Source organism: Natrialba magadii ATCC 43099 (assembly GCF_000025625.1).
GTDB lineage: Archaea > Halobacteriota > Halobacteria > Halobacteriales > Natrialbaceae > Natrialba > Natrialba magadii.
Genome location: NC_013922.1, coordinates 1,253,590 through 1,268,183 on the forward strand (window position 1 = coordinate 1,253,590; position 14,594 = coordinate 1,268,183).

Annotated in this window: 10 protein-coding genes; 8 read left to right on the top strand and 2 right to left on the bottom strand. The window is 59.9% G+C overall.

The features are described from left to right. Positions 1–55 precede the first annotated feature (55 nt). The 4 genes from NMAG_RS05900 to NMAG_RS05915 all read left to right on the top strand — a co-directional run bounded on the left by NMAG_RS05900 (position 56) and on the right by NMAG_RS05915 (position 3,582). The gene (locus tag NMAG_RS05900; protein ID WP_004217126.1) at positions 56–325 is read left to right on the top strand and encodes a DUF3311 domain-containing protein; all 270 of its coding nucleotides are present in this window, start codon (positions 56–58) and stop codon (positions 323–325) included. Beyond that, entirely contained in the window at positions 322–1,806 is a 1,485-nt protein-coding gene (locus NMAG_RS05905) for a sodium:solute symporter family protein (protein WP_004217127.1), read from the top strand. Before NMAG_RS05900 ends, NMAG_RS05905 begins: the two co-directional genes overlap by 4 nt. A gap of 117 nt (positions 1,807–1,923) precedes the next feature. Continuing rightward, positions 1,924–2,637 (top strand): hypothetical protein, encoded by a 714-nt coding sequence (locus tag NMAG_RS05910; protein WP_004217129.1) that lies wholly within the window; start codon positions 1,924–1,926, stop codon positions 2,635–2,637. 48 nt (positions 2,638–2,685) lie between these two features. After that, the gene (locus NMAG_RS05915) at positions 2,686–3,582 is read left to right on the top strand and encodes an HFX_2341 family transcriptional regulator (RefSeq protein WP_004217131.1); all 897 of its coding nucleotides are present in this window, start codon (positions 2,686–2,688) and stop codon (positions 3,580–3,582) included. Between the two features lie 342 nt (positions 3,583–3,924). On the opposite strand, the gene NMAG_RS05920 is transcribed toward NMAG_RS05915, so the two are convergent. Further along, the gene (locus NMAG_RS05920; protein WP_004217132.1) at positions 3,925–4,365 is read right to left on the bottom strand and encodes a hypothetical protein; all 441 of its coding nucleotides are present in this window, start codon (positions 4,363–4,365) and stop codon (positions 3,925–3,927) included. Positions 4,366–4,703: 338 nt separating this feature from the next. On the opposite strand from NMAG_RS05920, the gene NMAG_RS05925 reads away from it, so the two are divergent. From NMAG_RS05925 to NMAG_RS05935, 3 genes are all read left to right on the top strand, one after another. Beyond that, positions 4,704–5,159: a winged helix-turn-helix domain-containing protein gene (locus tag NMAG_RS05925; RefSeq protein WP_012996485.1), complete on the top strand. Its 456-nt coding sequence runs from the start codon at positions 4,704–4,706 to the stop codon at positions 5,157–5,159. After that, a complete protein-coding gene (locus tag NMAG_RS05930) occupies positions 5,156–5,434 on the top strand; it encodes a DUF7521 family protein (protein ID WP_004217135.1) in 279 nt (92 codons plus the stop codon). The genes NMAG_RS05925 and NMAG_RS05930 overlap by 4 nt, the downstream gene beginning before the upstream one ends. 188 nt (positions 5,435–5,622) lie before the next feature. Next, positions 5,623–8,190 (top strand): efflux RND transporter permease subunit, encoded by a 2,568-nt coding sequence (locus NMAG_RS05935; protein WP_004217137.1) that lies wholly within the window; start codon positions 5,623–5,625, stop codon positions 8,188–8,190. Between the two features lie 441 nt (positions 8,191–8,631). Here the strand turns inward: NMAG_RS05935 and NMAG_RS05940 are convergent, their stop codons facing one another. Further along, on the bottom strand, positions 8,632–11,220 hold the full coding sequence (locus NMAG_RS05940; protein WP_004217139.1) for an efflux RND transporter permease subunit: 2,589 nt from the start codon (positions 11,218–11,220) through the stop codon (positions 8,632–8,634). Between the two features lie 580 nt (positions 11,221–11,800). On the opposite strand from NMAG_RS05940, the gene NMAG_RS05945 reads away from it, so the two are divergent. Beyond that, positions 11,801–14,491, top strand: coding sequence for a valine--tRNA ligase (locus tag NMAG_RS05945; RefSeq protein ID WP_012996487.1), 2,691 nt, complete (start codon positions 11,801–11,803; stop codon positions 14,489–14,491). The last annotated feature ends 103 nt before the right edge of the window (positions 14,492–14,594 follow it).

The following is a 14,594-nucleotide window of genomic DNA, read 5'->3' on the forward strand; positions in this document are numbered from 1 at the left end:
TCGATACCGCGTGTCGAAGGAAAGTTATTACTCACGGGCGTGCCGAACACGGCGTATGCGTCACCTGCAACTCGTCGGCTGGCTCGCGGTCGCGGTCGTGCTTTGTGCGCTCGCGATTCCGTGGTTCCTCTGGGGTGATTCGAGGACAGTCGCCGGCATCCCGCTCTGGCTCTGGTGGCACATTGGCTGGATGGGACTCACCTCGGTCGTCTTCTGGCTCTTCAGCCGACATGCCTGGGGACTCGGCATCGAACCTGGCGGAGCGACACAGGCCGGCAATATGGCCGCAAAAACTGAAACCGACGCCGGAGGTGACCAGCCGTGACGCTGACACTCCAACTCGGCATCATCGTCGGCTACCTGATTCTGGCGCTTGCAATCGGACTCGTTGCCTACCGGCTTGCCGACCGGACAGCAGAGGACTTCTACCTGGCGAGTCGGACCTTTGGCACGATCGTTCTCCTGTTTACCACCTTCGCGACGCTGCTCTCGGCGTTTACCTTCTTCGCCGGTCCCAACGTGGCCTACCAGCAAGGCCCCGAATGGGTGCTCGTCATGGGGCTGATGGACGGTATCATCTTCGCAATCCTCTGGTACGTAATCGGCTACAAACAGTGGCTGCTGGGTCAGAACCACGGCTACGTTACGCTCGGCGAGATGCTCGGCGACCGGTTCGGCTCCACGTGGTTCCGTGGACTCGTGGCTGGAATCAGCCTCGTCTGGCTCTTTCCCTACGTGATGCTTCAGCAGGTCGGCGCTGGCACCGCCCTCACGGCGCTGACCGAAGGTGCAATCCCCTACTGGGCTGGCGCAGGACTGATTACGGCGTTTATGATCCTCTACGTCGTCCTCGCCGGCATGCGCGGTATCGCGTGGACAGACACCCTCCAGGGCGCGTTCATGCTCGTCGTGACCTGGGTCGCGATGCTCTGGCTGCTCGCCGTCGTCGGCGGACCGACGAGCGCAACTGCAGCACTGGAGGCGGAGGCTGCACAACATCTCGCACTCGGCAGTGACCACTACACGCCCCAGTGGATGCTCTCAACCGCAATCACGATCGGCTTCGGCGTCGCGATGTTCCCGCAGGTGAACCAGCGATTCTTCGCCGCCGGCTCTCGAACCGTCCTCAAGCGGTCGTTCGCCCTCTGGCCCATCCTCTGTGTTCTCCTGTTCGTCCCCTCCTTCCTGATCGGCGCGTGGGCCCGCGGCCTCGACGTGACGATTCCAGAGGGCGGGAACGTCCTTCCGATCGTTCTCGCCGAGTACACGCCCGTCTGGTTCGCCGCACTCGTCATCGCCGGCGCAATGGCCGCGATGATGTCCTCCTCGGACTCGATGTTGCTCTCCGGTTCGTCGTACTTTACCCGGGACCTCTACCGGCCGGTACTCGAGTCCCGCTCCGATATCCAGTCGATTTCGTCGCGACGCGAGGACCTCGTCGCACGAGTCGGCGTGGTCGTCTTCGCGACGGCGTCGTTCCTGGTGAGTCTGGTGAATCCGGCGACGCTGTTCGAACTGGGTGATGCGGCCTTCAGCGGGTTCGCACAGCTCGCCTTGCCGGTGCTGGTGGCACTCTACTGGCGCGGGACGACACGTGCAGGGATGACGGCAGGAATCCTGGCGAGTCAGGCGTTCTACCTCGCAAGCCTGTTTACCGCGGTCGTACCGAGCACCTACGCAGGGTGGACGGCGGGACTCGTGGGAATGGGACTCGGACTCGTCGTTACGGTCGTGGTGTCGCTGGTGACGATGCCGGCTGCAGACGAGCAGCGGGCGCTGTACTTCGATGGGTTGCGCTCGGATTGAACTCGGGTTGTACACTGAGCACGTACAAATCGAGCGCGACGAGCGTGTCTCCCGCGACGCCCAACAGTGTCGTACGGAGCGACACACCGAAAGGCCTCCTCGTCCTATCGCATCGCAATGCCAACCGATCTTCCCTCCTCACTCGCCGACGCGTGGCAGCCACTCGGCACCCGTTCTGGGAGCACGAGCGTGCTCGTCGCCTCGATCACCGCCGAGACGACGCTGTACGAACCAGTCGACGAACCGGCGACCGCTGCAATCGGCGCGGGCGACATCCCCGTCAGGTCGCTCTTCGCTGTCGATCTCTCGATCTCTCCGCCGCTATCGGCCATCGGCATCGCCCCCGACGCCGCCCTCTCGAAGGCCGCACCCAAAGCCAAGTCTCAGTTCGTCGACACCGTCGCCGACGACGGCCTCACCGTCGAGGAAACACGGGACGTACTCGAATTCGAAGGGCCGAACGGAGCGGTCGGTCGGTGGTACGTGCTCGACGTGAGCTACACGGTCGATTCGGAACAGGTATCCAACGGAACCGACCAGCTCGCCGCCGAAGCGAACGTCGCCGTCTGGCCGACCGCGGAGAGTTACGGGGTCGCCGGCGGCGTGTTGCCACTCGAGTCCGTCGTGGAGCAGGCAGCCGATTCGGCCGGTAGATCCGAACTCGAGTCCGGCCTCAACGTGAATCCGGAGCGCGACCGCGAGACGATCGCAACGCTGATTCGGTCGATCGACTTCGGCGACGATGCTACCGAGGCTGATGACGTCGCCGAGGATGACGTTCCCGACGAATCAGCAGCCACGTCGGACGAGTCGCCCGACGCGGACGCCTGACCACCCCAATCCAATACTGTTAGGAGATGACCGGTCCAAGTCGGAGCTATGCAAACACACATCGTTCCGGTCGGCTTCGACTACGACCGGCTGATCGCCCCGCTCGTGCGCGATCAGATCGACGTCGACAGCGTCATCCTACTGGAGGGCGCGGTCGGCAGCGAGGCCAACGTCGAGTACTCCCGACACCTCTCGGAGAAACTCGAAACCGACTTCCGGAGCCTGCTCGGGGCCGAAACCGAACGCTTCGTCCTCGAAGACGTCTACGACTACGACGAGGCGTTCGAGCAGGCCTACGACCTCATCACCGCCGAACTCGACGCCGGCAACGAGGTCTGGGTCAACGTCGCCGCGATGCCCCGCACCGTGAGCTTCGCGTTCGCGACGGCCGCGAACTCGCTGATGGTCGAACGCGAGGACGAACGCGAGCAGATCCACACCTACTACACGGCTCCCGAAAAGTATCTGGAGACCGAACTGGCAGAGGAGCTCCGTGAGCAGAGTCGGCTTCTCGAGGAACTCAAGAACGGCGCCGTCGAAGACGACCAGATCGACGACCGTCTCGAGAGCGCCCGCGACCTCCTCTCGGAGTTCGACGAGCGCGGCACCACGATCGGCGCGAAGGAAATCGACGGCGCGCATATCGTCGAACTTCCCGTCACCTCGTTCTCGAACGTCAAGCCGTTCGAGGAGCTAATCCTCTACAAACTCGGTGAGGACGGCGAGTTCGACTCGGTCTCCGAACTCGCGGAGTCGCTCGCCCGCGAATTGAACGAAGAGTACACCGACAGCTTCCGCTCGAAGGTCATCTACAACGTCGATCGCCTCGGACCGGGCGGCAAGGGGTACATCGAACGTGAGGAACACGGCAAGTCCTACCGAACCCGACTCTCCAGAATTGGCGAACTGTGGGTGCGCGCACACTCCGATTCCGAGTCAGTGTAGGTCTCAGGTGGTATCCCACCCGCGTTGCACTCCTTTGGCTCTGTTGAAACCCTCACTACCTGACAAGAGAGGCGTGCTGAATATAGAGCATGAGTTCAGCACTGCAGTTTCGTTTGTATCACTCGGAGGTCAGAGAATTGATCATCCAGTAGAGTTGCGATATTTTGCTCTGCGTTCCCTTGCTTCGTTCGGCCGCTCGGCAAAGTGTTGATGAAAAGCACGTCGTCACTACCCTCAACCGCTCCAAAATTGTGGCTTCGATGATCCTTAGCTCGCCTCTCGCACCTATTAGTGAAAAATGATCTATAGAGAGTCGAAGGAATAGGTTTCAACTAAGAAATCCTACAACAAAGCAGCAACGATGAGCAACGCAATTGAGATCGCGCTTGCCCCAATAAACCACGGTTGCGCTGCTGTTGCTGCAGATACTGTAGACTTCTCCGCAGAGATGTGCATGAGAGGACGAGAGCCGAAGTAGAGTACAATCGGTAAGAGAAACCACAACCCGACCATACTCAGTACGAGATGGCCTCGGTCCGTCGTTTGTAACGTTTCAGCAGTATAGAGCGTGCCCGCAAGATGGCCACCTGTGAACAGTAATAGCAGAACTGACGCGACTGTCACGTACCAAAACCGCCGAACGATTAGGGAGATCGCGTTCTCGTTGAGCGATTCGTTGCGAGCAGCCGGGATAACTGCACCTGCAATCACGAGGGTTCCGCCCGTCCAGACTGCAGCAAAGACGGTGTGTATTATCATGACGACATCGAAAGTCGTCATCATTGTGGATCACTGCTCCGAGAATGTAGACGCCCGTGGTTGCAGTCACCCTGGAAAATGATCGAATTGGCGGTTCTGCGTTGGTATTGGAACGTCTTTCGAGTAGCACATATTTCACTGGACATCATAATCGATGTCGAAAGGAGAATATAAGGAGAAGAGGAGACGTCCCAGAACGTGGGACTAGGGTGCAGTATTGGAAAGCTATTCGTCGGCGAATCTTCGACACTAGTCTAATGATATGGGAATGGCCAAGACCTCTTTGACCTCTCAGCCGAAACGGAGAGTAACACCGGCGATCTTGCCCGCGAAGCTCCTGGGAATCCATTCACATCGAGGAAATGAGTGAAGAAAACATCAACTGGAATCGGCTCTGTCTGATCCCGTCAAAGAGAAGTGAAATTGAATCGAACCATATAATGGGAGAGGAGAGTTCAAAGACGCACGAAGAGGCAGACATTTCCACAGTGTTGGAGTCGCTCGATGATAGCAAATGCCGGAAGATACTCCAGTCATTGTACGAGCCGAAATCTGCGAACACGCTGTGTGATGAATGTGGATTCCCTAAATCGACCATGTATCGAAAGTTAGAGTTGCTTCGTGATGCTGATCTTGTCAAGGAGTATACAGAAGTTCGTCGAGATGGACCGAACGTAACCCTCTATGAACGAAATTTCACGAACATTTCGGTCGGAATCGACGAGGCTGACGAATTTACGCTCGAAATCGATCGGCCCGAAGAGAGCCCGGAAGACCGATTAGCAACGTTCTGGTCGGAGATGAAAAAAGAATCATGATCGGTCCATTCGAACTACTGCTCGGGCTCGTCAAATTGGCTGTTCTCGTGCTTGGAGGGGCAGTCTCCGTGATGGCTTACAGAGCATACCTTCGAACGAAAATCGAGGGACTCCAGTACTTCTCGGCCGGGTTGTTGGTTATTACACTCGGGATGTTCTTAGCTGGAGTTCTTCATCACGTTCTCGGCGTGTCATCAGTTGTTGGGCTTTTCATCGAGAGCTTGCTTTTCTGTGTCGGCTTCCTCATCATGATCTTCGCGCTCTATCGGCGGTAACTTCTACCCGTTAATGGGCGCACTGGCGCTTCAAATTCTGTCTGTAGTTGTCCCAGATGTTGGGACGCCACCATCACCCCATATCAATTCCTCCCTGAGAAGCAAGTAATGCGTACTCGCCAGACAATTGCTGCGCTACCAGTACGGCCTGTGGACCTTCTCACAAGATCGGAGGTTGGAGATCCGCGATGAACGGAGACATTTCAACCCGGTACGCGAATGCGATCGTCTCGCGGAGCAAATTGGTAATCGTCCTCGTCCTCGTACTGACAGCCGCTGTCACAGCAGGAGCCGTCATTGGTGATCCAGCAGACGATGATGTGAATCAATTCGAGGTCGATTCCGCTGAGACAGACGCCCAGGAAGTAATCGAAGAACAGTACGGTACGGACGAGCAGATGGTCACGCAGATCGTCGTCCGTGATTCGAACGGTGACGTACTCACCCAAGATTCACTTCTTAAGAGTTTGCAGTTCCAACAGGAAATCTCCGATGAGGAGTCGATACACACGACACTTTCCGAGGATGGAATCGTTGGAATAGAGAACGTCGTTGCCACGGCTGCAGTGTTCGAAGACCGAGCCGCGAGTGGCGATGGACAGTTCGAGACCAGTTCGCCGACCCTCGACGAGCAAATCGATTCGCTCGCGTCTCGTTCTGAATCGGAGTTCACCGACCTGTTGGAAACGGTCCTCGATCCAGATGGGGATTTCCATGGAGAGGACCCTGCAGAATTCCTTCCAACATCGTACGAGCCCGGTTCGACTGAAGCCGATTCTCGAATCACGTTCGTCTTCCACAGTGACGATGCCGGTTCCGACGAGGAACCAGCGGCGGTCTTCGACGCACAACTCGAAATCGAATCGTTGTTCGAGGCGTTCTTCGACGACGGGTTCGTCTTCGGGGAGGGGATTACTGACGCGGCAAGTGCGAGCGCTATCGGAGATAGTTTCACGCTCATCACCCCTGTTGCACTCGTCCTCATTCTGTTTGTTCTCGCGGTAACGTATCGCGATGTCGTTGACGTGTTGATCGGACTGTTCGGTATTGGAACGGTGATGGCCTGGATCGTGGGGCTTCAGGGGTGGCTCGAAATTCCGATGGATTCGATGTTGATCGCCGTCCCATTTCTCTTAGTTGGCCTCTCGATCGACTATTCACTCCACGTCGTGATGAGATACCGGGAGGCGAGAGAAGGTTCGCTAACCGAACCAGTAGCCGACGAAACAAACGGTGGATGGCAATCCCCTCGGGCTGGCATGGGCCTCGGTCTCGCTGGCGTCGTCCTCGCACTCGCAGCTGCGACGGTGTCAACAGGAATCGGCTTCCTCTCGAACGTACTCAGTCCACTTCCCGCAATTCAGAACTTTGCACTCCTCAGCGCGGGTGGGATCCTCGCAACGTTCGTCGCGTTCGGCGTCCTGATCCCTGCGATAAAGGTCGAAGTTGACGAGTTGCTCGAAACCAGATTTGGCCGAAACCGAGCCAAAGAGCCCTTCGGAACGGGAACTGGCATCGTCAATAGGGTCCTCCTCAACGGCGTGAGTCTCGTCAGGAAGGCACCTGTCGTTGTCATTCTCGTCGCATTGGTACTCGCTGTTGGCGGCGCATACGGTGCGACGGGGCTCGATACTGAGTTCAACCAGGCCGACTTCCTGCCTGAAGACGCTCCTGACTGGACACAGTCTCTCCCAGGTCCACTCGCTCCAGACACGTACACGATTTCAGAGGACGTCGCGTATCTGGGAGAGAACTTCCAGGATCGCGGGCCAAATTCACAAGCACAGATATTGCTAACAGGCAATATAACGGATCCATCGACACTCGTCGCTATCGAGAACGCGTCACAGAACGTCAGCGGAACGAGTACGATTGATGTCGGCGCAGACGGAACAGTTGCAGTAGAGGGACCTACTTCGGTACTGCAAACGGTCGCAAGTGAGAACGAGTCTGTGGCAGCCGCTCTGGACGAACGGGACACTACTGGTGATGGCCTCCCGAATGAAGATGTCGAAGGCCTCTACGATGTCGTATACGATGTCGCTCCTGACGAGGCAGCGTCGGTACTTCATCGAACGGCGGATGGCGAGTACGAATCGGCTCGGCTCATCGTCTCAGTTCGTGGTGATGCGGCTTCGCAGGATATTGCTGCGGACGTGAACAGCCTCGGTGACGAGATAGAAACGAGTGCCTCTGTGTCGGCCGTTGCAACCGGTGGTCCCGTCACTACAGCAGTCGTTCAAGACGCACTCCTCGAAACACTCATCCCGGCATTTACCACGACTGTCGTCGTGATTCTGGTGTTCCTCACGATCCTCTACTGGGTTCGACATAGAGAGCTCACCCTCGGTGCGATCACGCTTGCACCCGTTGTCGCGGCGCTGGCGTGGTTACTCGGAGCGATGGCACTCCTCGATGTACCCTTCAACACTGAGACGATAGTAATGACGAGTCTCGCTATTGGACTCGGAGTAGACTACAGCATTCACGTCGGGGAACGGTTTATCGCTGAACGGCAACGACAATCCTCACTGGAGGAGGCGTTGACGAGGACTGTCGTCGGAACTGGTGGGGCACTACTCGGAAGTGCAGCGACAACAGCCGCTGGGTTCGGTGTGCTCGCACTCGCACTTTCACCGCCACTCCAGCGATTCGGGATCGTTACTGGCCTCAGTATCATGTTTGCGTTCGTCGCGTGCTTGACAGTGTTACCATGTCTCCTACTCGTTCGAGAGCGGCTGATCGAGTGGTTCTGACACGTCTTGTTGTAGTTAGGAGACGACGCACTGACGTGGTGCCACTCTACGCACTGGTGGGATTACTGAGGGCCTGTTGACTTGCCCCCTTCTTCTACTGAAATAGCCGTTGTGTAGAGCTGCAACAGTTAGCTCTGCGCTCGGTCGCTCGGCACAACGAACTTTTGCGCTGCGGGCGCGGCAGGCCGTACCTTCGGCAAAACTTCGCTGAAAAGCACTCCTTCCTCCCCTACGGTCGGTCACCGGCCAGCTCGCTCACTCTGTTCACTCGCGGTGAGTGCACAGTTCTTCTACTGTGCTGACCGATCACGCCTTCGAAGATCGGCTCACAGTGGTACAACATTCGCGCTCTGTATTCAGCACGGCTGCTGAAACCTATCACCGATTGAGGGTTTCAACAAGGCCACTCCTTTCCTTACCCCATTATTGGTGCTCTCACACTCACACTCGCTCCAGCACCCGCTCTCGCAACACCAGCAGACACGGCAACACCGTGAGACACGCGACGAACGCGAAGATGATGCTCACACCGGTCACGATCCCGAACCGCTGTAGCGGCGGGGCCAGCGCCAGCGCGAGCACACCGAATCCCGCCGCCGTCGTGAGCGCACTTCCAAGCAGCGCGCCACCCGTCCCCGTCACCGTCGCAGCGAGAGCGGACTCGAGTGTCGGCTGCTGGTCGCGTTCGGCGACGAAGCGCTCGCCGACGTGGATGCTGTAGTCGACGCCGAGTCCGATCGCGAGGCTAGTGATAACTGCTGTCTCGCTGTTGAACGGAATATCGAGGACAGCCATCGCTCCCAGAAGCCACGCGAGCGCAGCGACGACCGGCGCGAGCGTGATCGCGCCGAGTGAGAGCGCCCGATGGCGAACCCAGTACAGGATCGTCAAGAAGACGAGAATGACGACCAGCGTGACGGCGAACGCCTGGACGAGCGTCTCGAGGAGCGCGTCCTGGACGACGGCGGTCGTCACCGGGCCACCGGTCGCGATTGCCGTACTCGGGGACTGAGATTCGATTACGCTGGCGACGCCGCGCGTGTCGTCGGCGATATCCTGCGCGGCGGCATCGCCGCGAACGCTCGCGAGTAGCCGTGCCGAATCGTACTCGCCGTCGTCAGTTCGGGAGAGCACTGACGAGACGGCCTCTTCGTCGGCCTCGTACAGCACGTCGTAAAAGCCGGCGACGTCCTCGTCTGGAAGGTCGTTCCCGCTCGTGTCTCGCTCGTCGAGTTCGGCGGCGACGGTGTCGTTCTCCGCTGCGAGGTCGTCGATAACCGAGACAGGACTGTCGATTGCGGCGGTGCCGTCCGCCTGGACCGTGATCGTGCTGTTCTCCTCGATATCGCTGGTCGCGTTCTCGATGGCGGTCAGCGTTGCTGGATCAGCCGGTGAGTCACGTATCAGTATCTGGCTCTGGCTGTCTGGCCCCTGTTCCTGGAAGTTCTCGCCGAGATACTCCGCTTCGGCACTGATCGTGTACGTATCGGGTGCGAGCGGCCCGGGGAGCGACTTGGCCCACTCCGGCGCATCCTCCGGCAGGAAGTCGGCCTCGTTGAACTCGGTGTCGATCCCCGTGGCTCCGTACGCACCGCCAATGGCCAACACGAGCGCGAGCAGAACGATGACGACCGGTGCCCGCTGGACGAGTTCGACGACTCCTGACAGACCGCGGTTGACCGGCCCCGTTCCCCGGCCGAAGGGCTGCTTGCGGCGGTCACGACTGAAGCGGTTCTCGAGTAGGTCGTCGACTTCGACTTTCAGCGCAGGGATGAAAACGGCGAAGGCGACGAACGTCGCGAGAATGCCACCCGCGCTCAGGATCGCGAAGTCCTGAATCGCCGGCAGCGGACTGACGACGTTCGAGAGGAAACCGACCCCGGTCGAGAACGTGGTCGCGGCGAGGGCAAGCACGACGCTCGCGAGACCGAACTGCATCCCCGGTCTGACGCCTGCCGCGGGAGTTTCCCCATCGGTGTCCGCTGAACGGTGCGCAGCCTGCCCCGTCTCGAGTTGTCCCGTTCTCGCCTCCCGTGAGCGCATCACGACGTGTAACGAGTAGTCGATCGAGAGCCCGATCAACAGGAACGGAACGGCGATCAGCAACTGACTCATCGGGATTTCGAGCCAGCCCATGAGGCCGCCGAGCCAGCCCATGACGACGGCGATACCGGCGATGCCGAGCAGCACGTCGACGACGTCCCTGTAGGCCGTCCCGAGCGCGAACAGCACGAGGACGAGCGCGACGGGCGTGATGATCGCGAAACTGTCACCGACCGCGTTCGACGACGCCTCGTCAGTGACACCCTGTCCGAAGAGGAACGCATCGTCGAATCGGTCGTCGACGAGATCGGCGATCTCGACCTGCGCGTCGTAGGCTGCCTGTGGCTCGTCGTCAGGGCCGCTGTCGTCTATCTGGAAGACAAATCCGATCCGGGACTCGGCGTCAGTCGACCCCGGTTCGTACTCCGTCGGCAGGAACTCGTATGGATCCTCACCCTGCGTCTGGTCGCTGTCCGGATCGAGCACGTCCGCGAGCAATGCCTCCACCTCGTCGTCCGACCGGGACTCGAGTGCATCGAGTTGTTCCTCGAGGGTGGGCGCGCTCGTGTCCGGTGGCCCGTTCGCCTCGGCGGCGCGGTCCTCGAAGACGGCACCGGTTGCAACGATGTTTTCGAGGGTGACGAAGCCCTGGTCATTCAGTGTTGCGTTGAGCGATTCGTTCTCCTGCACATCCTGTTGGAGACGTAGCCCCTCCAGCAGCGAGTCGCGGGTGAGGACGTCTCCGCCCTCATCGCGGACGACAAGCTGAGCGACGACGCCGTCGTCAGTCTCGTACGTTTCGTCAATCTCCTCGAGTGCGGCCGTTTCCTCGGAGTCGGTTTCGAACTGACCGATGCCGCCGTCTTCTGTCTCCCCGATCGCAGCCCCGGCTGCGATGACGGCTGTGAGCACCAGCACGAGGACGACGACGAGTCGGCTGTGATCGACGATCGTCTCGGCGTATCGAGAGGAGAGTCCGCCGCTCATGCAACATCACGCGATCGCATCCAGTTCATTGTCCAGCGATCGAACCTGGTGGTTCGAAGACACGTCACACTCATACTGGTCCTAGTAGGGCGGACGGTGATACCAGTTCGGCCGTACTAGTTGGATACTCGAACAGTGGTTCGCCCTTCTCCCTTTGTTTCACACGTGAGGTGGGATGGTCCGGGATAGTCAGACATGGGATGGCATGGACTGGGATGGTCTGGCATGGACGGGGGTGGTCTGGCGTGGGCTGGGTTGCTGAGATGGAATGGGACAGGACGAAGTCCAAGAGTAAGACGCGAAACACCTAACATTGCTGGCGTTGAAGTGGCTGGTATATGACCGATTCCGTCGCGGTCGCAACCGCAATTGCAGTTGCAGTCGTGGTCCGTCAGTTCGATGGCCCGCGCGAGTCGGTGTTCGTAGGGGCCCCGTAGCCCCCCATCACCCACCCTGTTTCGACGGATGTATTGTCGGCGACCAGCATTCACCGAGCAACGACCGGTATCACCATGGATTACAGTCACTGCCGTACCACCCTGACGACGCATCGACGACGCCCGATTCGGGCGGTGAGAGCATGAGCATGGACGACCCAGCACAGGCCGACGAGACGGCTCACCACGAGCCCACACTCGAGAGCGGCTACGATCCCGAAACCGTCGAGTCCCACTGGCAGGACCGATGGGTCGACGAGGAAATCTACGCCTACGAGAGCGACCCGAAGCGAGACCCGAACACGGTCTACGCCATCGACACGCCGCCGCCGACGGTGTCGGGCAGTCTGCACATGGGCCACCTCTACGGCTCGACGCTGCAGGATTTCGCCGCCCGATTCCAGCGAATGACAGACGGCGAGGTGCTGTTCCCGTTCGGCTACGACGACAACGGGATCGCCTCCGAGCGCCTGACCGAGACAGAACTCGACATTCGCCACCAGGACTACGAGCGCCGCGAGTTCCAGGAACTCTGTCGCGAGGTCTGTACGGAGTACGAGGCCGAGTTTACCGAGAAGATGCAGGATCTCGGAACCTCGATCGACTGGTCGAACACCTACAAGACGATCGAGCCCCGCGTCCAGCGCATCTCGCAACTCTCCTTCCTCGACCTCTACGAGAAGGGCCGAGAGTACCGCAAGAAGGCACCCGCGATCTGGTGTCCAGAGTGTGAGACCGCAATTTCGCAGGTCGAGATGGAAGACGACGAGCGCGGCTCGCACTTTAACGATATCGCGTTCGAACTAGCTTCCGACGGCACGGACCGTGAGGAGTTCGTCATCTCGACGACCCGACCGGAACTCATCCCGGCCTGTGTCTCCGTCTTCGTCCACCCCGACGACGAGGAAAATCGGGATCTGGTCGGCGAGACAGCAAAAATCCCGATCTTCGGCCACGAGGTGCCGATCATCGCCGACGAGCGCGTCGACATGGAGAAAGGCAGCGGCGTCGTCATGTGCTGTACGTTCGGCGACCAGAACGACATCGAGTGGTACCAGGCCCACGACCTGCCGCTTCGCGTCGCCATCGACGAGTCCGCGACGATGACTGATCTCGCCGGCGACTACGAGGGCCTCTCGACGGAAGAAGCACGCGAGGCCATCGTCGAGGATCTGGACGACGAGGGCTCCCTCCGGGACCGCTGGGAGATCACCCACGCCGTCGGTGTCCACGAGCGCTGTGACACCCCCGTCGAGTACCGCGTCTCCAAGCAGTGGTACGTCGAGATCCTCGATCACAAAGAGGAGTACCTCGAGGCCGGCCAGGAGATGGACTGGTACCCCGAAAAGATGTTCACCCGCTACAAGCACTGGATCGAGGGCCTGGAGTGGGACTGGCTCATCTCGCGCCAGCGCGACTCGGGGATTCCGTTCCCGGTCTGGTACTGCGAGGACTGCGACCATCCGATCATGGCCGAGAAAGAGGACCTGCCGGTCGACCCCCTCTCGGACGAGCCGCCAGTCGACGCCTGTCCAGAGTGTGGCCACGACGAGTTCGACCCCGAAGAGGACGTCTTCGACACGTGGGCGACCTCCTCACTGACGCCACTCATCAACGCCGGCTGGGACTGGGACGAAGAGAGCGAGGAGTTCGCGATGGACAAGCCAGAACTGTACCCGTTCGATCTGCGCCCACAGGGCCACGACATCATCTCGTTCTGGCTGTTCCACACCGTCGTCAAGTGCTACGAACACACCGGCGAGGTGCCCTTCGACGCGACGATGATCAACGGCCACGTCCTGGACGAGAACCGCGAGAAGATGTCCAAGTCCAAGGGCAACATCGTCGCTCCCGACGAGGTGCTCGCTGAGTACCCAGTCGATGCCGTTCGCTTCTGGGCCGCAAGCGCCGCCGTCGGCGACGACTTCCCGTACCAGGAGAAGGATCTCCGAGCCGGCGAAAAACTCCTGCGTAAACTCTGGAACGCCTCGAAGCTCGTCGACACCCTCGCTCCCGCAGACCCCGAGGAGCCGGACGAACTCGAGCCCATCGACCGCTGGCTGCTCGCCGAACTCGACGACGCCGTCGCAGAACTCACCACGCAGTTCGAAGAATACGAGTTCGCCAAGGCCCGCGACCGCCTGCGAACGTTCTTCTGGAACACCTTCTGTGACGACTACCTCGAAATCGCGAAGGGCCGCGAGGACAACCCCTCGACGCAGTACGCGCTGCGGACAGCACACCGGACCTTCCTCGAGTTGTGGGCACCGTTCCTCCCGCACGTCACGGAGGAAATCTGGCAGGCAGTGTATGCAGACAGCAACGCTTCGCTCGGCGATGCAAGCATCCACACCCGCGACTGGCCCACCCCACAGGGCTACGAGGCCGACCTCGCAGCCGGCGAAACCGCACTCGAGGTCATCGGCGCGCTCCGACGCTACAAGAGCGAGAACCAGCTCCCGCTCAACGCCGATCTCGAGTCGGTCGCCGTCTACGGTCCGATCGAGGGCTTCGAGGACGCCATCCAGAACGTGATGCACGTCCAGGAGCTCACCGTGCTCGAGTCAGAGCCGGAGGTCACCACCGAAATCACCTCGATCGACCTCGACTACTCCACGCTCGGGCCGAAATTCGGCTCCAAAGTCGGCGATATCGACGCCGGCATCGAGAGCGGCGAGTACGAGATCGAGGCGGACGACGACGGCACCGCAACCGCGCTTCACGTCGCCGACGAGGAACTCGAGTCCGACCTGTTCGAGATCGAACGCGAGCGCACCTACTCCGGCGAGGGTGAGATGATCGAGACGGAGTCGGCTGTGGTCGTACTCGAGTAGGTTTTGTCGTCCGTCTTGTCTCGGTTTCCGTTTTCTGCGTGGCGCTTTCCGTCCGCCAGAGTGTTCGCGCAGGACGTGTTTGCAGCAACGCAGATCTGTTAGT